A 24,462-nucleotide genomic window follows, 5' to 3' on the forward strand; every position below is an offset into this window, starting at 1 on the left:
CAGTCAAGGCATTTCAATGACTTTTGCGAATTTTAAGAAGTTTTTCCAGTATCTCCCCTTCCATTCTATCTTCGATTGTATCTCTTTTATTATTTCTATTATTTTCTATATTAGACGATATCTTCCTCTCAATGCTTTTCACCTCATGATAAAATTCTAAAGAAGACATTCTTATTGCACCTCTTTGAAAGGTCACTTGCTGCTCTAATGAATCAGAGGTTACCACACACACTTCCCATTTTCTTCCCATATCATTTACTTTCTTCTCTATATACGCATCTGCCGTTTCTCCTTCTTTAGTAAACACAACTATGAGATATTCTCCATATCTTTCTTTTTTTTCACTACTCCCAACTACTAGATGCGCATCAAAAACTAAAAATATTTTATATCCCTTGAATGTAGCATAGTTTTGAAGCATTTCTATGAGTTTTTGCCTAGCCCCCTCTAAGCTATAATCTTTTATTAATTTTAACTCAGGCCAACTATTTATAACGTTATACCCATCTACAAATACATTCCTCAATTTTATCCTCTTGTGATTCTTTGCCTTAATATTTCATACATCAAAATTCCACCAGCCACTGATGCATTTAAAGAGGTTATCTCCCCTCTCATAGGTATTTTAACTAATAAATCACATTTTTCCTTTGTAAGTTTAGAAATACCCCTTCCCTCGCTACCTATTACTAAAGCTGCTGGTCCAGAAAAGTCTGCATTATAAGAATAGGTTTGTGTATCCATATCAGCTCCATATATCCATATTCCTTCTTTTTTAAGATATTCTATTGTAGCATTTATATTAGGCACCTTTGCAATTTTCACATGCTCAATTGCGCCTGCGGAAGATTTATAAACAACTGGTGTAATTCCTACATTTCTTCTTTTAGGTATTATTATCCCGTGTACTCCACAAGTCTCAGCCGTTCTAATAATTGCCCCAAAATTATGGGGATCTTCTATTTCGTCTAGTATTACTATAAATGGACTTTCCCCTTTAGCTTTTGCATAATTAAGTATGTCTTCTACTTCTACATATTTATAAGGAGTTACATAAGCTACTACTCCTTGATGATTGCTATCTTCAGAAATTTGATCCAATTTCCTTCTGTCTACTTCCTTAACAATAATTCCTTTTTCCTTTGCTAAGGCTAATAAAACCGTTATTGAACCTTTTACATCCCCTTTAGCAATTATTATACTATCGATTGTTCTATCAGATTTTAACACTTCTATTACTGCATTTCTTCCTACCACTATGTCTTCTCTCATAAATATTACCCCTTTGTCATTATTTTGATAGATACTTTTTTCTAACTTCTAATATTTCGCCACAGCTCATCTTTCCTTCTGGGCATGGTCCATTGACACAATTCGGTCCACTGTATTTAAATAGTACAGGCGCTACTTTTCTAACCTCTACAAGCATTTGGTATGCTAATTCTCTAATTTCCCATTGTGCTCTATTGCAGCATCTATGCTTAAAAAAATTCATTAGACTTCTAGCATTCATCGTAAATACAATCTTTGTCTCACATGCATTAGGGAATACATATCTAGCGTCCTCTATGGCTTTTTTCTCTGCATTGTTTTTACTCATGCCTTCTGTAATATATTTATTCTGTAAAATTTCAACTAATTTATTATAATTTTTTTGACACTCTTCCATAGATCTGACGAAAACTTTTTTAGCTTCCTCATTCTTCTCAACTTCTGGAGGAATTATATACTCAAATTGCTCTAATTTTACATACCTTTGGCTTTGCTGTGAGTAAGAACCTATTCTATGTCTCACTAATTGATGTGTTAAGCTTCTAGATACTCCTTCAACTCCAAAAGTAAAAGATACATGCTCAATTGGAGATTCATGACCATAAGACATTAGCATATCTAAAAACTTAATCACCTTATCATCTTCTAAATTTTCTTGTATTTCCTCCACTCCTACTGCACTATAACATAGTTTTGCAGCTGATGCTACAAGCTTTTCTGGATTTGGAGTGTGCTCTAATAGTTTAACTTTAAGCCCCATCCTTTGCCTCCTATTAAAATTTAATTTATAGTATTATCATGTTGTGCTTTTAGAATTATATTAAAGATATCTGACAATCTTTCCTTTTGCCCTGTCAAATGTAAGAATCCTACCACAGCTTCAAGCCCTGTGGCCATTCTATATTCTTGAACTGTAGCACTTTTAGGGATTCTTCCTTTAGCATTTCTTCCTCTTTTGTATATAGCGATTTCATCCTCACTTAAGTATTGTTGTATATTTTTTATCGCTTCACTTTGTGAATTTGCCTTAACAAAATCTACTGCCTTTTTATGAAGCTTATTGACACACATATCTTTATTTAAATCCACAAGATATATTCTCACCAAAACTTCATATACTGCATCTCCTACAAAAGCCAGAACTAGAGGGTTTAAAGCTCTAGCTTCTTCTTTTGTAAATGTTTTATTCATAATATCTAAGCTCATAAATAAACTCTCCAATTAATCAATCTTCTTCCATCTTACTCCTTGAGGAGTGTCTTCTAATACTATACCCATATCTTTTAGCTCATCTCTTATTTTATCTGCTAAAGCCCAGTTTTTATCTTGTCTAGCTTGTTGTCTTTTATTTACTAAATTCTCTATGTCTCTTTCTAAATCTAACTTAGTGGTCTTTTGAGCTATTCCAAGGGGCTCACCCAATTCTCTTACTATGCTTAACGCAAAATTAATTAACTCTTTAGATGAATTTCTATTAATATTTGTATTCATATCTCTTATCATATCAAATATAACTGAAATAGCATCCGCTGTATTAAAATCATCATCCATTTTTTCAATGTATTTAGCTTTATAGCCTTCTATAGTTTTAGCATATTCTTTCTCATTATTATTGATTTTCTCTACTTCTACTTCATTTAATAAATTTTCTAAATTTCCTATTGCATTATATATTCTTTCTAATCCCGCTTTGGATGATTCTAATAATTCTTCACTAAAATTTAATTGTGTTCTATAATGACCTGATAGCATAAATAATCTTATTACCTCAGCATCATATTTTTCAAGCACTTCCCTTGCTGTAAAGAAATTATTAAGAGATTTTGACATCTTCTGATTATCAATATTTAAAAATGCTGAGTGCATCCAATAATTAGCAAAAGTTTTTCCAGTTCTGCATTCACTTTGAGCTATCTCATTTTCATGATGTGGAAATACAAGGTCAAATCCTCCTGCATGGATATCTATTGTTTCACCTAAAAGTTTATAAGCCATACAAGAACATTCTATGTGCCATCCTGGTCTTCCCATGCCCCAAGGACTTTCCCATGCCGGTTCGCCAGGCTTTTGTTTTTTCCATATAGCAAAATCCATAGGATCTTTTTTTCTTTCGTCTATATTAATTCTAGCTCCTGCTTGTAATTCTTCTAAATTTTGACCGGATAACTTTCCATATTCACTAAACTTTTTAGTTTGAAAATATACGTCCCCATCTATTTCATATGCATATCCCTTTTCTACTAACTCTTCCACGAATTTTACAATTTCATCCATAAATTCTGTGGCACGAGGATTAACAGTAGCTCTTTTTATATTTAATCCATCCGCATCTTTATAATATTCTTCTATAAACCTATCTCCTAGTTCTTTTACAGTAATTTCATCTTCATTAGCTCTTTTTATCATTTTATCATCAATATCTGTGAAGTTTTGAATAAAGTTAACTTTATATCCTCTATATTCAAGATATTTTCTTACAGTATCAAATACAATAAATGTTCTTCCATTTCCAATATGAAAGAAATTGTATACAGTAGGTCCACATACATACATGTTTACCTGGTCTGGATTTATAGGAATAAACTCTTCTTTTTTTCTAGTTAGAGTATTATATACCTTCATAAAACTTACCTCTCTTTATCCTACTATTTCTAAATTATAGCCTTTTTTCCTTAAGCTATCCATAACATTTTGTGCATGCTCTCTAGTCTGAACTTCTATTTCAAAAAGTACATTTGCATAATCTAGTCCTTTGTCATTCCAATTTGTATCTTGGCGTACTTTTACCACATTAGCTCCCATAGAAACTACATTATTTACTAACTGTCCTAATTGACCTACTTTATCCTGTATTTCAACTACAAATCTAATTCTTCTTTTTAATATGATAAGTTGCCTATCGATTATTTTTGAGAGTACAGCTATATCTATATTTCCCCCACTTACTAAGCAAACAACATTCTTTCCCTCAACATTTATTTTATTATTTAATACAGCACTTATAGCTACCGCTCCTGCCCCTTCTGAAACTAATTTTGAACGTTCCATGAGACAAAATATGCCGTAAGCAATTTCATCCTCTGAAACTGTCACTATATCATCTACATATTTCTTAATATATTCAAAAGTTATATCTCCAGGAGTTTTTACCGAGATACCATCTGCTAATGATTTCACACCAGGTAAAGTAATAATCTTTCCTTCTTCTAGTGAAACCTTAGATGAGGCTATAATTGATGGCTGTACTCCTATTATTTTAACCTCTGGCTTAATAGACTTAGCAGCTAGTGCAATACCCGATATTAAGCCTCCTCCTCCTATTGGTACTACTATGGCATCTACATTTTCTAATTCTTCTAATATCTCAATTCCTATGGTACCTTGGCCTGCGATTACATCTTCGTCATTAAAAGGATGAATAAATGTAGCTCCCATTTCCTTTTGAACTTCTAAAGCCTTTGCATAACATTCGTCATATACTTCTCCATGTTGTATGACTTTAGCTCCATAAGCCTTTGTAGCTTGAACTTTTGCTTGTGGAGCAGTTTGTGGCATAACTATAGTAGATTTTATACCTAAGGCTGTAGCTGCATAAGCTACCCCTTGAGCATGATTCCCTGCTGAAGAAGCTATAACTCCCCTTGCTTTCTCTTCTTCGCTTAAACTTACTATTTTGTTATATGCTCCTCTAATCTTAAAAGCTCCAGTCTTTTGTTTGCTTTCGCATTTTAGATAAACATTATATCCACTCTCTCTTGAAAAAGTACTTGAATAAAACAGTGGAGTTTTTCTAGCCACACTTGCTATGTTTTCCTGAGCTATCTTTATATTATTTAAATCGAGTTTCATTACACATATCCCCCAAATTCATTATTAAATAATTATTAAAGTCTCATATTATTCTTAGCAAATTCCTCTTTTATCTTTTCATAAACCTGTTCTACACTTATCACCTCATTTTCAAAAGAACTTCTTAATTTAAATTCTACATTCCCCTCCTTAATTTTTTTACCAACAGTAACTCTCATTGGTATGCCTATTAAGTCTGCATCTTTAAATTTTACTCCTGCTCTTTCATCTCTATCATCAAGTAGTACTTCTACTCCCATTTTTTGAAGTTTATCATGTATCTCTTCCGCAATTCTAACCTGTTCTTCGTCTTTCATAACTGCTGGAATTACTATAACTTGATATGGAGCTATAGCCAAAGGCCATATTATCCCATTTTCATCGTGATTTTGTTCAATAACTGTAGCCATAGTTCTATTAATGCCTATTCCATAACATCCCATTATTAATGGTTTAGCTTCTCCTTTTTCGTCTAGGAATGTAGCTCCCATAGACTCCGAATACTTAGTTCCTAACTTAAAAATATGTCCTACTTCTATTCCCCTGTCTACAGTAATGTTACTTCCACATTTAGGACACTTATCTCCTTCAACAGCCTTCCTAAAGTCACCAACTTTTCCTTCAAAGTCTTTTTTATAATTAGCATTAATGTAATGGTAACCAGTATCGTTAGCTCCTATAATAAAATTATACATGTTTACCACTTCTTCATCAACTAACAGTAAATCTGCTTTTATTCCTATAGGTCCTGCAAAACCGACTTCTGCATTTGTTGCAGCTTTAACAGTTTCAGCATTGGCCATTTCAAAATCCACAGCTCCACCTATAGCATTTATAACTTTCACTTCGTTTACTTCTCTATCTCCTCTTACCATAACAGCTATTACTTTTTCATCAGCTACATAAATTAATGTCTTAGCAAATTTTTTAGAATTAGTATTAAAGAACTTAACTAAATCTTCTATTGTTTTTGCATCTGGAGTCGAAACCTTTTCTATATTTGCTAGTTTTTCTTTTTCGCTTATTTCAGCTGTAGAAGGTGCCTTTTCTATATTGGCAGCATACTCACACTTAGTGCAAAATGCTATTTCATCCTCTCCAACTTCTGATTGAACCATAAATTCTGCTGAACCGGCTCCTCCCATTGCTCCTGAATCAGCTTCAACACATTTGCAATTTAATCCACATCTTTTAAATATATTATGATAAGCTTCATACATATTACTATAGCTTATATCCAATCCTTCATTATCTTTGTCAAAGCTATAAGCATCTTTCATTATAAACTCTCTTGATCTCATAACTCCAAATCTTGGTCTTCTTTCATCTCTATACTTTGTTTGAATTTGATATAAATTTAAAGGTAACTGCTTATATGACTTGATTTCATTTCTAGCTATATCAGTAAATACTTCCTCATGAGTTGGTCCTAGACAAAATTCCCTTTCATTCCTATCTTTCAGTTTAAACATTTCTGGTCCAAATACTTCCCATCTACCAGATTCTTTCCACAACTCAGATGGTAATACGGCCGAAGCTAAAAATTCTTGTGCTCCTGCTTTATCCATCTCTTCCCTAACTATATCTTCAACCTTTTTTATAACTCTTAGCCCAAAAGGCATAAAATTATAAATACCTGAAGCCATTTTTCTCATCATACCTGCTCTAAGCATTAGTTGATGACTTATTATTTCCGCTTCTGCTGGTGTCTCTCTTAGAGTCCTTACAAGCACTTTTGATAATTTCATTTTATATTCCTCCTTAATAAGTTTAATCTTCAAAAAATAAAAAATCGCCCTACTATAGGGCGATGAGTCGCGGTACCACCTAATTTTATCACTTAGTCTTTATAACGGTTATTTCCGGTAGGTTTTTCCTACAGCTCCAAAGCGGGTTCAAAACAGTTGAAAATCTTTCAGCCTTGAATCTTCTCTCTGTAATTTTGTTTCTACTATTCTTCATCATAGCTTTATATTAAATTATAACAATAATTATATTTAAAAAAACATAACTGTCAAGTACCACTTTAATAATTAATCATTTGCACTAAGCTTTTTCCAACAATTAAATCCTCTGGAGTAGTTATTTTAATATTAAAATAATCACCTTCATAAATACATACTCTATAACCAAAATGTTCTACAACAGAGGTATCATCTGTAATTTTAATATTCTTATCTAGAATGTTATTGTGACATTTTAATATTAAGTCATATTGGAAACACTGTGGGGTTTGAATACTTATTAAAGCATCTCTATCTAGACTTTCACAAGAAAACCCTTTATTGTCTATTGTTTTTATAGTATCTTTGGGAGTAACACCGCAAGCGGCAGCTCCGTACATATTGGCATACTTAATTCCATCTGTTATTATTTTTTTAGAAATAAAAGGTCTTGCCCCATCATGAATGAGAACTATATTAGCATCATCTACTTCTTTTAATCCCTTAAGTACAGAATGCTGTCTTTCTTCTCCACCACAAACTACTTTTTTCACTTTTTTTATGCCATATTTATTTATTATCTCATTTTTACAGTAATCAATTTCTTCTTCAGCAGCCACTAAAATAATACTATTAATTTCTTCATGTTGGTCAAAGGCTTTCAATGTATAATATAGAATGGGTTTATTATTTATATCTAAAAATTGTTTATTAAAACCCACTCCCATCCTTTTTCCTTTACCAGCTGCTAAAATCAAAGCACAGTTTCCTAACATTTTCTCTCTCCTCTAAACTAGTCCATACCATCCTTCTGTTTAGCAAATATCATTCTACCTGCAGCTGTTTGTAGTACAGAAGTAACAACCACATCTATGGTTTCTCCAATAGATCTTCTACCACCCTCTACTACAATCATCGTTCCGTCATCTAAATAGGCCACTCCTTGCCCTGACTCTTTCCCGTCTTTAACAATTTGTATTCTCATCTCTTCCCCTGGAAGAACTACGGGTTTTACTGCATTGGCTAGTTCATTTATGTTCAACACTGGCACTCCTTGAAATTCAGCAACTTTATTTAAATTATAGTCATTAGTTAGAACTTTCCCATTCATTATTTGCGCTAACTTCAGTAATTTACTATCAACTTCTGCAATATCCGGAAAATCTTTTTCATATATTTGAACTTCTATATTCAACTCTTTTTGTATTTTATTTAATATATCTAATCCTCTTCTACCCCTATTTCTTTTTAATCCATCTGAGGAATCGGCTATATGCCTTAATTCTTCAAGAACAAAGTTAGGAATTATAAGAGTTCCTTCTACAAATCCTGTTTGACATATATCAAATATTCTACCATCTATTATGACAGAAGTATCTAATATTTTAGGATCTCCTTTATACACTTTCCCTTTTTTATCTTTACTTGGAGTTCCAGACTTTTTAAAGTTTGTAAATAATGAAATTATGTCTTCTCTTTTTTTAAGTGCAATATTAGCTCCAAGCGCAGCCATGAGTAAAGCAATTACGACTGCTAACCCTACTCCTATAATAGGTATCTTAGATAAAAGAGTTACAAATATAGCTGATATTCCTAATCCAATTATAGCTCCGAATGCAGCCAGTAATATTTCATGTGCAGGTATCCTTTGTATGCTTTTTTCTACATAGTCCATAATTTTCATAATAAAGATAGTAATCCAAGGAGATATTAAAAATAATATGAGTCCAAATAAAATACTTGATAAAAAAATAAATAAAAAACTTTTTAGAGGATGCCCCTCAAAATAATGAAATTTTGAAATTAGTTCTGTATTTAAAATTTCTGAACTTACTATAAACCCAAAAGTAACACCTATAATTGTAAATAGGCCTCTCAATACCTTTTTTAACATCTCAACTCACCTCCTATGTTAATTTTTTGCATTTTATATGCTTAAATCTTAAATATATTTTTAATATATATTAATTAATATTAATTTTCAATAAGTGCTAAAAATATTTAATCAATTGTTCATTATTTAATTATTTGTTCATTATTATAATATTTTATCCCCCTATTCTAAAACTGACTTTTGAATTATTATATATATAAACATAAAAACTCATCCCTAGTAAGTTGACAAAATCATGAGAGAAAAACTATAATTATCTCAATAAGCAACATTTTACTGTAAGGAGTTGAATTCTATGAAAGATATAATATTTGATAATTTCCAAAATTCCGTGGACGGGTCCCTATTAAGACATAAAAGTATTTTAGATATTATGACAAAACTTCAAGAATCAGATGGTAGAATAAATAGAGCAATTGCCAAATCAGTTACAAACTGTGGGTGTATTCATATAGAAGCTAAAAGTCAATTACCTACAGAAGATAGCGAGGATATTAATATAAACGAATTACCAAATATATTAGATACACACACAAGAGGAATCTTATGTGAAAATTGTAGAGAAGTTATTGAAAGAGAAGTGGGGAATCATCTTTTCTATTTAACCTCTCTATGTAATACATTAGATCTTAATTTGTATGATATATTATTAAGAGAATATGATAGAATAAATACTTTAGGAAAATATTCATTAAGGTAATACTTGCTTTATATAGAGCAAGCAAATGTAATAATTATTTACTTGCTCTATATATCTTTAGGTCTATCTATCATTACTTGTTCACGCAATCTCCTTAGTCCATTTTTGATTGCTTTTGCCCTTGCTTCTCCAATACCTTCTACATTATCCAACTGTTCGAAACTAGCCTCCATAACTGCTTTCAACTCTCTAAAATGCTTTACTAGATTATCTATAACATTGCTAGGTATTCTCGGTATCTTATTAAGCATTCTATAGCCTCTTGGAGATATCAAAGTATCTACCAAAGGTACCCCAGTATAACCTAAATACTTTGAAATAATATCTAAATTTAATAAGTCTTCTGAAGATAATCCTTGAATTTGTTTATACACTTCACTATAGTCAAGATAGGTCTCACAATAATCTCTAATTAACAGGATCTCATCCTGTTCTACAAATTTTACTAATTCATTTAGCTGCATAGAAATCAATCTTCCTTCATTGCCAAGTTCACAAATATATCTTTCAATTTCTCCTACAATTCTCATAACCATTTCTGTTCTTTGTATGGCAGTCATTACATCAAATAAGCTGACAATATCTTGAAACTCTAGTACATTTAAATTGCTTACTACCCTATCTAATACTGCTACATATTTCTCTAAAGTTTGTAGAGCCTGATTGGCCTTCCCCAATATAATGCTACTATCTTTTAGTATATATTTAATATTGCCTTTATAAATAGATATAATGTTTCTTCTCTGAGATATAGCTATTACTATTGTCCCTGTTTGCTTTGCCATCCTATCTGCCGTTCTATGTCTTGTTCCTGTTTCAAAGGTCGGTATGTTATGATCAGGCATTAGTTGAGCATTGGCACACATTATTCTCTTTAAATCACTACTTATTACTATCGCTCCATCCATTTTAGCTAATTCATATACATAAGATGGACTATATTCTGAGTCAATTAAAAAACCACCGTCTACTACACTTAAGACTTGCTCATTATCGCTTAATACTATAAGACCACCGGTTTTAGCTCTTAGTATATTTTCTAAGCCTTCTCTCAATGTAGTTCCTGGAGCCATTATTTTTAGAATATTCATAAGTTCTTTATCTTTTTCTACTCTCAATTTCATCACCTATACTTAAAATACTTTATTTATAACTTCTTTTAATGTCGATACTCCCATAACACTTATACCATCTAACGATATCTTATCTTTATTCCTTTGCGGAACTATAAAATTTTTAAAGCCCATTTTTTTACCCTCATTTACTATCTTTTCACTGAAACTAACAGGTCTTACCTCACCTGTTAAACCTATTTCCCCTACCACAAGGAGTTTTTCTAATTTTGTTTCACAACTTTTTATACTAGATATAATGGCTAGAGCAATACCTAAGTCCCCAAAAGTTCCCTCTATATTTAATCCTCCAACTACGTTAATGTATACGTCATACTTGTAAAAAGGCAATCTTAGCTTCTTTTCTAACACAGCTAAAATTAAATTTAATCTTGGAGTGTCAATTCCTACAGAGGTCCTTCTTGGTATAGCAGCCTTGGTTTCCGTAACAAGTGCTTGAACTTCCACTAAAATTGGTCTACTTCCTTCCATAACACCAATTACTATAGAACCCTCCTTATTAAAGTCGGTATCTTCCAAGAAAACTGCAGATGGATTTGATACTTCTTCTAAACCTTTTTCTCTCATTTCAAAAACTCCTATTTCACTAGTAGTTCCAAAACGGTTTTTTATTGTTCTTAATATCCTAAACTCTTCTGTTCTTTCACCCTCAAAATGCAAAACAGTGTCAACCATATGCTCTAATACTTTTGGTCCTGCTAAAGCTCCTTGTTTCGTAACATGAGCTACAATAAAAAAAGGTATACCTTTACTCTTTCCTATACGCATTATACTGTTTGAACCTTCTCTAACTTGAGATACACTTCCCGGGGCTGATGAAATAGAGGGATGATATAATGTCTGAACAGAGTCTATTATTACAAATATTGGATTAAACTTATTTACATGATGTTCTATTGTTTCAATATTAGTTTCAGAAAGCAAATAAAGATCTTTTGATAAAGCTTGTAACCGCTCACCTCTTATTTTTATTTGTTCTTCTGATTCTTCCCCTGATATATATAAAACTTTTCCATATTTCTGTGATATATTATTAGCTACTTGCAATAGCAATGTGGATTTACCTATCCCTGGATCTCCTGAAATAAGTATTAAAGATCCTTTTACAATACCTCCACCTAAAACCCTGTTAAGTTCTTTAATATCAGTATCTAATCTTTCATAATTAAGTGATTTAATTTCTAAAATGCTTTGTGGCTCATTGCTTATCTTTAAAATAGATGATGAAATTTTACTTGCTTTTGTATCTCTTACTTCCTCTACCATACTATTCCAGGTATCACAATCGGGGCATTTACCTGACCATTTTAAAGCCTCATATCCACATTCTTGACAAACATAGTAATTTTTAATCTTCCCCATTTAATCAACTCCTAATTTATCCTGCAATTTATTATACAATATAATTGCAAAGTTTTGTCAATAATAAAAAGGAAGTTTAAAAAATTAAAACTTCCCCATGTATCTTATCTATTTAATAACGATGCAGCTTCTTCGTCTAATACTACTGTACAATTATTGTGTATTTGCAGTATTGATGCAGGCAATTCAGTAGTTATTTTACCACTAAATAACTTTTTAACTATATTAGCCTTATTCTTTCCTGAAATTAAAAGTATTATTCTTTTGGCTCTCATAATATTTCCTATTCCCATAGTAATTGCCTGAGTAGGCATTTCCTCTCTACTAGAAAAAAATCTTAAATTAGAAGATATAGTTTCTTCAGTTAAATCTTCAATATGAGTACCAATGTATAGATGTTTATTAGGTTCATTAAATCCTATATGCCCATTAACACCTATTCCTAATACTTGAATATCTATTTCACCTTTCTCTTTCATAAGTTCTTCATACCTTTTGCATTCTACTTCCATATCTTCTGCCAATCCATTGGGTACAAAGGTATTGTTTTTATCTATATTTATATGATTAAATAAATTATCGTTCATAAAATATCTATAGCTTTGATTATGGTTCCCATCAAGTCCCTTGTACTCATCTAAATTAAAAGTAGTAATTTTGGAAAAGTCTACTTTCCCTTCCTTATGTAGCTTTACTAACTCTTTATATAATCCGATTGGTGTACTGCCCGTTGCTAATCCTAGTACACAGCTTGGCTTTTCATCAATTGTTTTTTTTATTTCTGATGCTGTAAATTCACTTAATTCATTGTAATCTTTTTTTATTTCAATATTCAAGACCTATCCCTCCATAGTGATTAATTATTGACTATTTTACTTTAACAATTAAATTTCTACACAACATAGTAAAGTCCTCTTTAATTATACTAATATTTATACTTATTATAAAATTTAATAAAATACGAAAAAATTTATAAAAAGGGCAGATATCTCCTGTATCTACCCTTTTTCATCTAATTTTTATTAAATATTAACTTATCATCTTCAGTGCTTACTAGTACCTGCTCTCCCTTATTTACATTGCCTTTTAATATCTCCTCTGACAATTTATCTTCTACAGTCTTTGTAATGGCTCTTCTTAAAGGTCTAGCACCAAATACAGGATCAAATCCTTCTTTAACTAGTAATTTTTCTGCTTTATCATCAAAACTTATATCTATATTTTGTTCTTTTAGCCTTTCCTTTACTGACTTTAACATTAATCCAACAATTTGTTGTAAATGCTTCTCTTCTAACTGATGAAATACTATTATATCATCTATCCTATTTAAGAATTCAGGCCTGAAGGCACGTTTTAGCTCTTCCATAACATTATCTTTCATGTTTTCATATTGGTCTTCACTTTCGTTGGAGCTAGTTGAAAAACCTAATGTTCTTTGTTTTCTAATTGTTGATGCACCTACATTTGATGTCATTATTACTATGGTGTTTTTAAAGTTAACGGTTTTACCTTTTCCATCCGTTAGTATACCATCCTCTAATATTTGTAATAATATATTAAATACATCAGGATGAGCCTTCTCTATTTCATCAAATAGCACAACAGAATATGGGTTTCTTCTTACCTTTTCAGTTAATTGACCACCTTCGTCATATCCTACATATCCTGGAGGAGACCCTATTAATCTAGATACGGCATGTTTTTCCATGTACTCTGACATGTCTATCCTTATCATACTAGATTCATCTCCAAACATAGCCTCTGCAAGTGCTTTAGATAGCTCAGTTTTACCGACACCAGTAGGTCCCAAGAAAATAAATGATCCTATAGGTCTATTTGGATCCTTTAGCCCAACTCTTGCTCTTCTAACAGCTCTTGCCACTGACTTCACTGCTTCCTCTTGACCAATTACTCTATTATGCAGAATTTCTTCAAGCTTTAAAAGCTTTGCAGATTCCTTCTCAGTAAGTTTTTCCACAGGAATATTAGTCCATCTAGAAACTACTGCCGCTATTTGTTCCTCGGCTACAGTGTATGTGCTAACTTGCTTTTGAGTTTTCCAATCAGATTTTAAATCTTCTAACTTACCTTTTAACTCTTTTTCCTTATCTCTTAATTTCGCTGCCTTTTCGAAGTTTTGAACTCTTATAGCATCCTCTTTTTCCTTAGTTACTTTTTCTAGTTCTTCTTCTAATTGCTTCATATCAGGTGGGGCAGTCATATTTTCTATTCTAACTCTTGAAGCGGCTTCATCTATTAGGTCTATTGCTTTATCTGGTAAATATCTATCTGTTATATATCTATCTGATAAATTTACAGCTGCTTCAAGGGCATCGTCAGTTATTTTAACTCTGTGATGTGCTTCATACTTATCTCTAACCCCTTTAAGGATTAATATTGTTTCTTCCTTTGTTGGTTCACCTACTGTTATAGGTTGGAATCTCCTTTCTAGTGCTGCATCTTTTTCAATGTACTTTCTATATTCATCTATAGTTGTGGCACCAATACACTGTATCTCTCCTCTTGCCAATGCTGGTTTTAATATGTTAGATGCATCTATAGCTCCTTCTGCAGCTCCTGCTCCTATTATGGTGTGGATTTCATCTATGAATAATATCACATTTCCAACCTTTCTTATCTCTTCCATTACCTTTTTTAATCTCTCTTCAAATTCACCTCTATATTTCGCTCCTGCAATCATCGATGATAAGTCCAATGTAACAACTCTTTTGTCTCTTAATATCTCTGGTATGTTTGCTTCAACAATCTTTTGAGCTAATCCTTCAGCAATGGCGGTTTTACCAACTCCAGGATCCCCTATCAAACAAGGATTATTTTTAGTTCTTCTGCAGAGAATTTCTAGAACCCTTTGAGTCTCTTTATCCCTTCCTATAACTGGATCTAACTTACCTTCTCTTGCCATCTCAGTTAGATCTCTTCCGAATTGATTCAATGTTGGAGTATCACTAGTATTTATTTTACTATTTATAGTTTCGCTTATTTTTTGTTCTCCCGCTAAATTTTCTATCAAGCTTTTTCTTAATTTTGTAAAATCTACTCCTAAATTATTTAATATTGTATAAGCCACACCCTCTGATTCCTTTATCAACGCAAGTAAAATATGCTCTGGACTAATAAAATTATGGCTTAAATTTCTAGCTTCTAATAAACTTAATTCTAAAAGCCTCTTTGTTCTTGGAGTCAATGGAATTTCATTTTTGTATACGTCAATTTCTCCCTTGCCTTCATATTCCTCAATTAAATTTTTAACATCTTTTAATGTTATTCCTACATCATTAAGTAAATTCTTTGCTAGTCCTTCTTCTTTTAATATACCAAGTAATATATGCTCAGTTCCCACATAGCCATGCTTTAACTCCTGCGCTTCCTGTTGTGCATATATTAATACTTTTTGTGACCTCTCTGTAAATCTTCCGTATATCATTACAATTCACCACCCTTTATATTTATTGTTTATTTAATTTTTTTCTTAGCAGCTCAGCTCTATATATGTCACTTTCTCTATCTGAGAGTTCCCTATTATAAGTTTTTTGTAACATAGCCCTTTGGGTATCTACCATTAACTCATTTAAAATGTTTTTATCCATATCATTTATTATGCCCATTTCAATTCCAAATCTTATACTAGACAATAGACTTAAACATTCTGATGAATCCATTATAACTGCAGATTTTAATATGCCGTATGCCCTATATACTCTATCCTTTAATTCATATTCATAAGTTTTTATAAACTTTTCTCTAGCTATATTTTCTTGATTAATTATATGATTTACTACTGCCTTTAGATTATCTAATATCTCTTTTTCACTTACCCCTAAAGTTATTTGATTAGATATTTGATATATATTGCCTATAGATTTTGACCCCTCACCATATAGCCCTCTAATTGTCATACCTACTTGAGTAAGTGCATTTAATACTCCATTCATCTCATTACTCATGGATAAGGCAGGCAGATGGATCATAACAGAGGCTCTAAGACCAGTTCCTATATTAGTGGGGCAAGCTGTCATATATCCTAGCTGCTCACTATATGCATACTCTAATTTTTCCTCTAATAAGTCATCTATTTTGTTTGCTGCATCATAGGCTTCCTCTAAGTTTAATCCTGATGTTATACATTGTATCCTTAAATGATCTTCTTCATTAATCATAATACTTACAGTTTCATCTCTATTGATTATAAAAGCTGCCTTCATATAATTTGATAATAGCTTACTACTTATTAGATGCTTATCTAAATAAATGTTATTACTTAAAGGATCAGATTGCCAAAGATAATATGTGCTATAATCTTGTTTAGTATCACAGAAAGAATAAAAGGCTTCTTCTATAGTATTAACTAAATCCCTTCCCTCCTCTTCCTTTAATCTATGGGGAAAAGATATATTCTTTATATTTCTTGCCAACCTTATTCTGCTACTAATTACTATTTCTTTATTGTCCTCCGGAGAAATCATCCAATTCTTCACGCCTTATACCTCCTCTCCATTTTCCTTTCCCAATCCTTTTATTATGTCTCTTAATTCAGCGGCTCTCTCATATTCTTCTTTTTCTATGGCATTCTTTAATTCTTGTTTTAAAGTATTAATTCTTCTTGCTTCTATAATAGATTGCCCTGCTCTTTTAGGAATCTTACCTACATGTTCTACATTCCCTTGAACTCTTTTTATTACTGGCATCAACGTCTTATTTAAATGAGTATAACACCCACTACATCCAAGCAAACCTTTATTTTTAAACTCTCCATAATTAGTACCGCAATTACTGCAAGTAGCGGAAATATTATCATCTTGCTTCAATGGTTGATTTATATAATCCATTATCCCACTCAATATATTCTGGAAGGTAAAATGTGAAGAAAAATCTATATCCACAGGTAAATCAAATCCCCCCATTTCTTTTGCACAGGTCTCACATAAATTGATTTGATTTTTGGCACCATTAACAATCTGAGTTAAATGAACATTGGCATCATTTTTTTTACATCTTTCGCATAACATAATAACACCTCCTATTAGCGTATTATAATTAATTCCATTTAATACAATTATACCATATAAATACAATTATAATAAAAGTACAATTAGCATATTCTTCAATATGTCTGCTCTTACCCTATTCTTCATTTCTCCACATAAATAAAGAGTTCTATCATTTACAGCTACCTTAATAAGATGCCCTTCTTTTTCTGATATTATATTTCTCCCTACAAGATTATCTATTATTTGTAACGAACTATGAAATGTTATACTATCTCCTATTTTATCGTTTATATTATCTACTAAATATTTACTTCCATCTATATTCATATATTTAATTACTATGTATCCTCCTCCCCCTCGTTTACTTTCTACATAATAACCTTTATCGGTAGTGAAACGAGTAGTTAATACATAGTTTATTTGAGATGGAGCACAGCTAAAATAATTAGCCAACTCATTTCTTTGAATTTGTAATTCTCTTTCTTCTGCATTATCTAACATGTTTTTTATAAATTCTTCAATTATATCTGATAATCTCGCCATAATACACCTCGTTGACTTTGACTTTCTTTGACCTTTATTTAATATTAATATTTTTTTTACGATGACTCAACATCTAAATTATTAGTATTTATCATTATTTTTGCCTTTATTTTAAAATAAATACACCTAGCTTCCTTTATCTAACTATTTCTATGTTTTATCCGATGACTATCCGCTCTAATACTCCCATCTTCTTTTAAGTTGGATCTAAGAGCGGCTACGTCCCTGGATAACGATTTCTAAGAATCAGGTGGAGTAAAAACTCCATCTGATTCAAGAACTCTGTTTATACCAATAGAAAAAAGATATTATAATTTTAATAAGTTATAATATCTTTTTTATGAACTATTTATGATTTGCTATAAATTCCTTAATAAAACTTATAAATCCAAGCATATCTTCTCTACCTTCAAAAGCTCCTTGAGCTTGATTTTTACTTCCTCCGCCTTTGCCATTATACTTACTTAAATGTTCTTTAAATAATTTTCCACAATGTAGATTATCATCTAAACTTTTTGATAATATTACCTTATTATCTTTCTCACTTATCAATATATTAAAAGTATTAATCTTCTCTAATATCCTTCTATTAATTATTTGAACATCTTCAAAGTTTTTATCCACAAAGCTTACTTCTATTAATTTACTATGATGATTTTTTAATATGTCTTCTACTGTATATTGATAAAGAATTTCTTTTAAATCCTTTATATGTTTTAATAATGACTTTATCTCACTTGAATCTGATTTTGCTTTGTCTACTATCTCATCTTCCAACATAGAATAATGTCTTGTTAAATCTGTTACTATGCTATGTTTGCTTTGAAAATCTTCAAAAGCCTTTTTGCCACACCTAAAATAAATTCTTGTCATTCCCTTATATTTTTCTGTTTTTATTATTTTTATTAATCCTATCTCTCCTGTATTTCTAACATGTATTCCACAACAGGCTATTTTATCTAAATTTTCTATCTCTACTATTCTTATGTCTTTATCTACTTTACATTCCTTCCTTAAATTCATTTTATGCAATTCTTTATTTTGAATCACATAGTCTACTATAGGTATATTTTCATAAATATATTGGTTAGCAGTATTTTCAATCTTAAAAACTATTTCATCCGTGATATTAGATATAGTGTTATCTATTGTTACATAGTCTTCCCCCATATGAAATCCATCATTAGTGGTATTAAAGAGATTGTATAGCACCGCTGAAATTAAATGTTCTCCTGAGTGCTGTTGCATATAATTGAACCTTCTTGCAAATTCCAATTTGCATATAACTTTCTTATTTAATGGTTTTTTAGTTGTAACATGATATATAATATCATTTTCCTCAAAAACATAAGTTACTTCTATATCCTCTATATACCCTTTATCAGAAGGCTGTCCCCCTCCTTCTGGATAAAAAGCTGTTTTATCTAATACTACTAAAAATTTATCATCATCTTCAACAATATCAATTACTTCACTTTCCCATTCTTCAAGATATGGATTTTCATAAAATAGTTTCTCTGTCATTTTTTCACCTCGTGATTTTGCAGTTTTAATTGATTTATAACTCCCCATTAAAATGAGATGTATCTGCTTTTAACATTACCTCTTTTGCACTATCCCCAATTTTTACCACAGTTAAACTCGTAGGATGAATAAATATATCATCCCAGAATTCTCCTAAATCCTTATTTTCTATATAAGCTAGCATAGATCTTAACGCTATAGTATGTGTAACCACCAATATATTCTTTCCTTTATGTTTATTCACTATCTCCTCTATAAAGGAAGTTGTCCTATCTATGACCTCATTAAAAGTTTCCCCTTCTATAGGCTTATACAATTGAGGAGTATTCCAAAAGTTATGTAGCTCTTCTTTATATATATCTTCTATATCCTCCCGTAGCATACCTTCCCATTTCCCCATATTTATTTCCTTTAATCTATCGTCAAACTCTATTAAGATATTCTTATTTCCTTTAAGTATTTCAGCTGTACAAGAAGCTCGTCCTATTGGACTAGAATATATAATGTCAATATCTAAATCCTTTAATTTTTTCCCTAGCAATTGAGCTTGTAATGCCCCTTTATCCGTTAAAGGGGAATCCTTCCATCCTTGCATCCTACCTTGGGTATTCCAAAGGGTTTCACCATGTCTAGTTAAATATAAATTTGTTATCAAAGCTTTATTCCCTCCTCAATTAGAGCTAGGGCAACTGCTCCCATTACCCCTGCATCTCCCCCTAGTTTTGGTGGTACTATTTTACAAGATTCTGCCATGGTTTTAAAACATCTGCTATCTACAACTTCCCTAACTGATTTAAAAACTATATCTCCAGCTTTTGTTACTCCACCACCTATAATAATCATTTCCGGATCAAAGCTAGTAATTATATTAGATATACATATGCCTAGATAATTCAAACTTTTTTTAATTATATTATTTGATACCAAATCTCCATTTTCCGCTTCCTTAAATACTTCAAATGCAGTTATATTTTTATAATTACTAAGGGATGTTTTTTCTCCTTTTTCTACCGCTTCTTTTCCTTGTCTAGCAATGGCAGTGCCTGATGAGACAGCTTCAGCGCATCCATAATTACCGCAGTTACATTTTGGTCCGTTAGGTTCTACCGTCATATGACCTATCTCTAAAGCATTATATGTATTCCCTCTATATAATCTACCATTTAAAATACCTCCACCACCTATACCTGTACTTACAGTAACATAAATCATATTTTCAGTTCCTTTTCCTGCACCAAATAGCAACTCCCCCATAGAAGCTGCATTTGCGTCATTATCTAAGTAGGTAGGTACTCTATATTTGTTTATTATGGGATTTACAATATTGAAATTTTTAAATGGCAAGTTTGGTGTAGTTATAATGATTCCTTCTTTTGAGTTTAAAGGACCTGGTGAGCCTATACCTATAGCTCTTACTTCCTCTATTGTCTTATTACTATCCTGTAATACCTTATCTATAGTATCCATAATTCTATTTAATACTATCTGTTCTCCTTTAAATGCTTCTGTAAATATTGTACATTGGCTTATTACATTGCCCTGTAAATCAGATAATACTGAATTTATCTTAGTTCCACCTAAATCAATGCCTATAATATAATTTTTACCCATTAATCTTCCCCCTAGAGAAACGTAATATTTTATTATATTATATCATAGTTTTATATCATTCTACTCTCTATTCCTTTTGCCAGCTAATATATAATGCCATTGACTACCTAGCTCTTCTCTTATTATATAAAACCCTTTTTCCTTTAACATGCTACATATAATTCCAAATTCATCTTTATTACCTGTTAAATTAATGGTTAAACTATCATTTTCATTTACTATTTCCATATAGTCATTTATGCTACTATAATCAGAAAGTTCAATAGTGCCTTTAATATCTAATTTATAATCTGACATGAATAGTCCTCCTTCCCTTTCCACATTCAAAATTATTTTTTGTTAAACATAGACTAAATATACATTTATCTCTATGTTTAGATCCATTAACTAAATATTATTTTAATTTAAGGAGAATTAGTGCTACAATGTAATTATATTCACACATTATAAAAATATAATTAAGAAGGGGGATTAATATGAAATCATTGAAAGGGACTAAAACTGCTGAAAACTTAATGAAATCTTTTGCTGGAGAATCACAGGCACGTACTAGATATACCTATTACGCTTCACAGGCTAAAAAGGAAGGATATGTTCAAATAAGCAATATCTTTTTAGAAACTGCTGAAAATGAAAAGGAACATGCCAAAAGATTTTTTAAATTTCTAAATGAAGATCTTCAAGGTGAAGCAGTAGATATAGAAGCTTCTTATCCAGTAGGACTAGGTAATACTGCTCAAAATCTTGAATATGCTGCTAATGGAGAAAATGAAGAATGGACAGAGCTATATCCTGAATTCGCTGATATAGCTGATGAAGAGGGTTTCCCATCAATCGCAACTGTTTTTAGAAAAATTGCTGAAGCAGAACTAAGACATGAAAATAGATTTAGAAAACTTTTAGAAAATATAAAAAATGAAACTGTATTTAAGAAAGATGAAGTTTCTTTATGGAAATGTAATAATTGCGGATACATATATGAAGGGAAAGAAGCTCCCGATCTATGTCCTGCATGTGCTCATCCTCAATCTTATTTTGAAATTTTTGTTGAAACATATTAAAAAGAAACCCCTGTTAAATTAACAGGGGCTTTAACACTATAGTGCTTCTTTTTCCTTCTTTCTCTCTTCAATTATTTTTGCTGTCTCTGACGCCGGTACTTCTTCATATCTTTCAAATTTCATAGTGAAACTTCCTCTTGCCTGGGTCATAGATCTTAAATCTGTTGCATATTTAAACATTTCAGCTTGAGGAACTTCAGCTATAATCTTTTGAAGCTTACCAACTTGCTCCATACCTAGTACTCTTCCTCTTTTTTTATTTACATCTCCTATTATATCTCCCATGTATTCATCTGGTACAGATATCTCCACACTCATGATTGGTTCTAATATTAATGGTTCTGCATCTTGCATGCCTTTTTTAAATGCAATAGATGCTGCCATTTTAAAGGACATTTCTGAAGAATCTACTGGATGATATGAACCATCATGCAGTGTAGCTTTCAATCTTATAACTGGATATCCTGCTAAAACTCCTTGAAGTATACATTCCCTTAATCCTTTTTCAACAGCCGGAATATATTGCCTTGGCACAACACCTCCAACTACTTTATCAACAAATTCTAAATCATCCCCATCAAATCGCGGTTCAAATTTAATTTTAACATCTCCATACTGTCCATGTCCCCCAGACTGCTTCTTATGTTTTCCTTGAACATCTGATACTTTCTTTATGGTTTCCCTATAAGGTATTTTTGGTGTTTGTAATGCAACCTCTACACCAAATTTATTTTTTAGCTTAGATGTGATAACCTCTAAATGTGTTTCTCCTGTTCCAGAAATTATTGTTTCTGCATTTTCAGTATCTCTTGAAACTGTAAATGTTGGATCTTCCTCCAATAATCTAGCTAAGCCTGAAGATATTTTATCTTCATCATTTTTGGATTTAGGTACTACAGCCATGGATATTGCTGGTTCAGGAAATATAACTTTATCATATAATACTGTAAAGTTATTGTCACAAAGTGTATCTCCTGTATTAGTATATTGAAGCTTTGTAACTGCTCCAATATCTCCAGCAATTATTTCATCTGCTTGAACTTGTTGTTTTCCTTTCATAAAATATAGGGATCCTAACTTTTCTTGTTTTTCTTTATCTGGATTGTATACTGAAATATCTGGTTTAGCTTTACCAGTTAATACTCTGAACATAGATAATTTACCTATGAATGGATCTGCGATAGTTTTAAATACGAAAGCTGAGAATGGTGCATCTTCTGAAATATTTATATTAATATCTTTATTGTTTTTTAAATCTTTAGCCTTTTTTCCTTCTACTTCTTGGGGGCTAGGAAAGCATTCAATTACATCATCTAATAAACTCTTTATACCTCTACCAGTTAAAGCAGATCCACACATTACTGGTGCTATTTCTCCATTAGCACAGCCTCTTATTAATCCGCTATATATTTCCTCATCACTTAAAGTACCCTCACTAAAATATTTTTCTAATAGCTCTTCATCTGTTTCTGCTACTGCTTCAATTATCATGTTTTTACATTCCATAACTTTATCTTTTAACTTTTCAGGTACTTCTGCATCTTCAATATCATCCTTTTCTGGGTTATATACTCTCGCCTTATTGGAAATGATATTAACTACTCCCATAAATCCTAATTCTTCTCCTATTGGATATTGAATAGGTACTACTGACATACCAAATTTTGCTTTAAGAGATTCTAATGTTTTCTCAAAATTACTATTTTCTCTATCCAATTTATTTATATAAAAAGCTCTTGGAAGTTTGCATTCATTTACATATTCCCAAGCCTTTTCTGTTCCAACTTGCACTCCGGAAGTTCCTGTTAATACTATAAGAGCCACATCTATAGCTCTCAATCCTTCAATCATTTCTCCTACAAAGTCAAAATATCCAGGCATATCTACTAAGTTAATTTTTACATCTTTCCATTCGCAATGAGCAACGGATGTTGATAAAGAAATTTTTCTTTTCTTTTCTTCAGAATCAAAATCGAATATACTTGTTTCTTCGTCTACCTTTCCAAATCTATCATTGGATTTTGTACGGTAAAGTATTGCATCAGCCAAAGTTGTTTTTCCTGAACCGCTATGTCCTATTATTCCCAAGTTCCTTAAGTTTTTGGTTTTATATTCTTTCATAAGCAATTCCCCCTAACATACTATTGTCCCTTTTTAAATATATTCTACTTGTAGATAAAAAATCCTTTAAATTTAATTTAATTTTCTAAATTGTTAGATATTATAGGTTTTTCCAAATATTTGTTTATTATTCATTTTATATGAAAGCCAATAGTAGACAATAATAAAGAGGGGATATAAGCATTAACTTATTCCCCTCTAAAATAATTCATATTTAAAAATAATGCAAATTAAAGCATAAAAAAAGAACCTTTTGATATATATCTAGGTTCTATTATCAGCAAATTCTATATTTTTATAAAAATTGGCTCCGCGAAAAGGATTCGAACCTTCAACCTATCGGTTAACAGCCGAGTGCTCCACCGTTGAGCTATCGCGGAACAATATTAGACCTGGCGACGACCTACTTTCCCACAAGGCCTCCCTTGTAGTATCATCGG

At 31.5% G+C, this 24,462-nt stretch carries 23 protein-coding genes and 1 tRNA gene; 2 read left to right on the forward strand and 22 right to left on the reverse strand.

Translation table 11 applies throughout. The features are described 5' to 3' along the window. Nucleotides 1-13: 13 nt before the first annotated feature. The 9 genes from RYO54_RS11720 to RYO54_RS11760 form a co-directional block, all read right to left on the reverse strand. Nucleotides 14-526 carry an NYN domain-containing protein gene (locus RYO54_RS11720; RefSeq protein WP_315118817.1) on the reverse strand — a complete coding sequence of 171 codons (513 nt, stop codon included), beginning with the start codon at nucleotides 524-526 and terminating at the stop codon, nucleotides 14-16. Nucleotides 527-528: 2 nt separating this feature from the next. After that, nucleotides 529-1,272 carry a 23S rRNA (guanosine(2251)-2'-O)-methyltransferase RlmB gene (gene rlmB, locus RYO54_RS11725; RefSeq protein WP_315118818.1) on the reverse strand — a complete coding sequence of 248 codons (744 nt, stop codon included), beginning with the start codon at nucleotides 1,270-1,272 and terminating at the stop codon, nucleotides 529-531. A gap of 19 nt (nucleotides 1,273-1,291) precedes the next feature. Beyond that, the gene (gene thyX / locus RYO54_RS11730) at nucleotides 1,292-2,032 is read right to left on the reverse strand and encodes an FAD-dependent thymidylate synthase (protein WP_315118819.1); all 741 of its coding nucleotides are present in this window, start codon (nucleotides 2,030-2,032) and stop codon (nucleotides 1,292-1,294) included. A gap of 20 nt (nucleotides 2,033-2,052) precedes the next feature. Continuing rightward, nucleotides 2,053-2,478 (reverse strand): ribonuclease III domain-containing protein, encoded by a 426-nt coding sequence (locus RYO54_RS11735; protein WP_315118821.1) that lies wholly within the window; start codon nucleotides 2,476-2,478, stop codon nucleotides 2,053-2,055. Between the two features lie 15 nt (nucleotides 2,479-2,493). Further along, nucleotides 2,494-3,894, reverse strand: coding sequence for a cysteine--tRNA ligase (gene cysS, locus RYO54_RS11740; protein WP_315118823.1), 1,401 nt, complete (start codon nucleotides 3,892-3,894; stop codon nucleotides 2,494-2,496). 15 nt (nucleotides 3,895-3,909) lie between these two features. Then, the gene (gene ilvA / locus RYO54_RS11745; protein ID WP_315118825.1) at nucleotides 3,910-5,121 is read right to left on the reverse strand and encodes a threonine ammonia-lyase; all 1,212 of its coding nucleotides are present in this window, start codon (nucleotides 5,119-5,121) and stop codon (nucleotides 3,910-3,912) included. A 35-nt stretch (nucleotides 5,122-5,156) separates the two neighbouring features. After that, nucleotides 5,157-6,869, reverse strand: coding sequence for a proline--tRNA ligase (locus tag RYO54_RS11750; protein WP_315118827.1), 1,713 nt, complete (start codon nucleotides 6,867-6,869; stop codon nucleotides 5,157-5,159). 278 nt (nucleotides 6,870-7,147) lie between these two features. Further along, entirely contained in the window at nucleotides 7,148-7,840 is a 693-nt protein-coding gene (gene ispD / locus RYO54_RS11755) for a 2-C-methyl-D-erythritol 4-phosphate cytidylyltransferase (protein ID WP_315118828.1), read from the reverse strand. 17 nt (nucleotides 7,841-7,857) lie between these two features. Then, the gene (locus tag RYO54_RS11760; RefSeq protein ID WP_315118830.1) at nucleotides 7,858-8,958 is read right to left on the reverse strand and encodes a PIN/TRAM domain-containing protein; all 1,101 of its coding nucleotides are present in this window, start codon (nucleotides 8,956-8,958) and stop codon (nucleotides 7,858-7,860) included. 295 nt (nucleotides 8,959-9,253) lie between these two features. On the opposite strand from RYO54_RS11760, the gene RYO54_RS11765 reads away from it, so the two are divergent. Continuing rightward, nucleotides 9,254-9,658, forward strand: a complete 405-nt coding sequence (locus RYO54_RS11765; RefSeq protein WP_315118833.1) for a DUF1573 domain-containing protein — start codon at nucleotides 9,254-9,256, stop codon at nucleotides 9,656-9,658. A 47-nt stretch (nucleotides 9,659-9,705) separates the two neighbouring features. On the opposite strand, the gene disA is transcribed toward RYO54_RS11765, so the two are convergent. The 11 genes from disA to RYO54_RS11820 all read right to left on the reverse strand — a co-directional run bounded on the left by disA (nucleotide 9,706) and on the right by RYO54_RS11820 (nucleotide 21,137). Next, a complete protein-coding gene (gene disA, locus RYO54_RS11770; RefSeq protein WP_315118873.1) occupies nucleotides 9,706-10,776 on the reverse strand; it encodes a DNA integrity scanning diadenylate cyclase DisA in 1,071 nt (356 codons plus the stop codon). Nucleotides 10,777-10,791: 15 nt separating this feature from the next. Continuing rightward, nucleotides 10,792-12,153 (reverse strand): DNA repair protein RadA, encoded by a 1,362-nt coding sequence (radA, locus tag RYO54_RS11775; RefSeq protein ID WP_315118836.1) that lies wholly within the window; start codon nucleotides 12,151-12,153, stop codon nucleotides 10,792-10,794. Between the two features lie 104 nt (nucleotides 12,154-12,257). After that, complete coding sequence (nagB, locus tag RYO54_RS11780) at nucleotides 12,258-12,989, reverse strand: glucosamine-6-phosphate deaminase (RefSeq protein WP_315118839.1); 732 nt, start codon at nucleotides 12,987-12,989, stop codon at nucleotides 12,258-12,260. Between the two features lie 176 nt (nucleotides 12,990-13,165). Further along, a complete protein-coding gene (locus RYO54_RS11785) occupies nucleotides 13,166-15,598 on the reverse strand; it encodes an ATP-dependent Clp protease ATP-binding subunit (protein ID WP_315118841.1) in 2,433 nt (810 codons plus the stop codon). A gap of 22 nt (nucleotides 15,599-15,620) precedes the next feature. Beyond that, nucleotides 15,621-16,649, reverse strand: a complete 1,029-nt coding sequence (locus tag RYO54_RS11790) for a protein arginine kinase (RefSeq protein WP_315118842.1) — start codon at nucleotides 16,647-16,649, stop codon at nucleotides 15,621-15,623. Between the two features lie 3 nt (nucleotides 16,650-16,652). Continuing rightward, nucleotides 16,653-17,180 (reverse strand): UvrB/UvrC motif-containing protein, encoded by a 528-nt coding sequence (locus RYO54_RS11795; protein WP_315118845.1) that lies wholly within the window; start codon nucleotides 17,178-17,180, stop codon nucleotides 16,653-16,655. Nucleotides 17,181-17,246: 66 nt separating this feature from the next. After that, on the reverse strand, nucleotides 17,247-17,705 hold the full coding sequence (locus RYO54_RS11800; RefSeq protein WP_315118848.1) for a CtsR family transcriptional regulator: 459 nt from the start codon (nucleotides 17,703-17,705) through the stop codon (nucleotides 17,247-17,249). A 345-nt stretch (nucleotides 17,706-18,050) separates the two neighbouring features. Next, nucleotides 18,051-19,277: a DHHA1 domain-containing protein gene (locus tag RYO54_RS11805; protein WP_315118850.1), complete on the reverse strand. Its 1,227-nt coding sequence runs from the start codon at nucleotides 19,275-19,277 to the stop codon at nucleotides 18,051-18,053. Continuing rightward, nucleotides 19,264-19,884: a histidine phosphatase family protein gene (locus RYO54_RS11810; RefSeq protein WP_315118853.1), complete on the reverse strand. Its 621-nt coding sequence runs from the start codon at nucleotides 19,882-19,884 to the stop codon at nucleotides 19,264-19,266. Before RYO54_RS11810 ends, RYO54_RS11805 begins: the two co-directional genes overlap by 14 nt. Beyond that, on the reverse strand, nucleotides 19,881-20,840 hold the full coding sequence (locus RYO54_RS11815) for an ROK family protein (RefSeq protein WP_315118856.1): 960 nt from the start codon (nucleotides 20,838-20,840) through the stop codon (nucleotides 19,881-19,883). The genes RYO54_RS11810 and RYO54_RS11815 overlap by 4 nt, the downstream gene beginning before the upstream one ends. Before the next feature lie 60 nt (nucleotides 20,841-20,900). Next, entirely contained in the window at nucleotides 20,901-21,137 is a 237-nt protein-coding gene (locus tag RYO54_RS11820; protein WP_315118858.1) for a hypothetical protein, read from the reverse strand. Nucleotides 21,138-21,316: 179 nt separating this feature from the next. Here RYO54_RS11820 and rbr point away from each other — a divergent pair, with 179 nt between their 5' ends. After that, the gene (gene rbr, locus RYO54_RS11825; RefSeq protein ID WP_315118860.1) at nucleotides 21,317-21,901 is read left to right on the forward strand and encodes a rubrerythrin; all 585 of its coding nucleotides are present in this window, start codon (nucleotides 21,317-21,319) and stop codon (nucleotides 21,899-21,901) included. A 36-nt stretch (nucleotides 21,902-21,937) separates the two neighbouring features. Here the strand turns inward: rbr and fusA are convergent, their stop codons facing one another. Together fusA and RYO54_RS11835 are read right to left on the reverse strand one after the other, a co-directional pair. Then, entirely contained in the window at nucleotides 21,938-24,022 is a 2,085-nt protein-coding gene (gene fusA, locus RYO54_RS11830) for an elongation factor G (protein ID WP_315118862.1), read from the reverse strand. 305 nt (nucleotides 24,023-24,327) lie between these two features. Continuing rightward, nucleotides 24,328-24,402, reverse strand: a tRNA-Asn gene (locus tag RYO54_RS11835). Nucleotides 24,403-24,462: the final 60 nt, after the last annotated feature.

It is taken from the genome of uncultured Clostridium sp. (genome assembly GCF_963515715.1).
In the GTDB taxonomy this organism is placed as follows: Bacteria; Bacillota; Clostridia; order Clostridiales; family Clostridiaceae; genus Clostridium_AW.

Coding starts and splice junctions, on each gene's coding strand:
- fusA (WP_315118862.1), bottom strand. CDS start 24,022: ATGAAAGAATATAAAACCAAAAACTTAAGGAACTTGGGAATAATAGGA.
- ilvA (WP_315118825.1), bottom strand. CDS start 5,121: ATGAAACTCGATTTAAATAATATAAAGATAGCTCAGGAAAACATAGCA.
- ispD (WP_315118828.1), bottom strand. CDS start 7,840: ATGTTAGGAAACTGTGCTTTGATTTTAGCAGCTGGTAAAGGAAAAAGG.
- RYO54_RS11765 (WP_315118833.1), top strand. CDS start 9,254: ATGAAAGATATAATATTTGATAATTTCCAAAATTCCGTGGACGGGTCC.
- RYO54_RS11800 (WP_315118848.1), bottom strand. CDS start 17,705: ATGGCGAGATTATCAGATATAATTGAAGAATTTATAAAAAACATGTTA.
- radA (WP_315118836.1), bottom strand. CDS start 12,153: ATGGGGAAGATTAAAAATTACTATGTTTGTCAAGAATGTGGATATGAG.
- rlmB (WP_315118818.1), bottom strand. CDS start 1,272: ATGAGAGAAGACATAGTGGTAGGAAGAAATGCAGTAATAGAAGTGTTA.
- RYO54_RS11815 (WP_315118856.1), bottom strand. CDS start 20,840: ATGGGTAAAAATTATATTATAGGCATTGATTTAGGTGGAACTAAGATA.
- RYO54_RS11820 (WP_315118858.1), bottom strand. CDS start 21,137: ATGTCAGATTATAAATTAGATATTAAAGGCACTATTGAACTTTCTGAT.
- RYO54_RS11805 (WP_315118850.1), bottom strand. CDS start 19,277: ATGGGGAGTTATAAATCAATTAAAACTGCAAAATCACGAGGTGAAAAA.
- RYO54_RS11760 (WP_315118830.1), bottom strand. CDS start 8,958: ATGTTAAAAAAGGTATTGAGAGGCCTATTTACAATTATAGGTGTTACT.
- RYO54_RS11795 (WP_315118845.1), bottom strand. CDS start 17,180: ATGTTATGCGAAAGATGTAAAAAAAATGATGCCAATGTTCATTTAACT.
- RYO54_RS11750 (WP_315118827.1), bottom strand. CDS start 6,869: ATGAAATTATCAAAAGTGCTTGTAAGGACTCTAAGAGAGACACCAGCA.
- RYO54_RS11735 (WP_315118821.1), bottom strand. CDS start 2,478: ATGAGCTTAGATATTATGAATAAAACATTTACAAAAGAAGAAGCTAGA.
- cysS (WP_315118823.1), bottom strand. CDS start 3,894: ATGAAGGTATATAATACTCTAACTAGAAAAAAAGAAGAGTTTATTCCT.
- RYO54_RS11785 (WP_315118841.1), bottom strand. CDS start 15,598: ATGATATACGGAAGATTTACAGAGAGGTCACAAAAAGTATTAATATAT.
- thyX (WP_315118819.1), bottom strand. CDS start 2,032: ATGGGGCTTAAAGTTAAACTATTAGAGCACACTCCAAATCCAGAAAAG.
- rbr (WP_315118860.1), top strand. CDS start 21,317: ATGAAATCATTGAAAGGGACTAAAACTGCTGAAAACTTAATGAAATCT.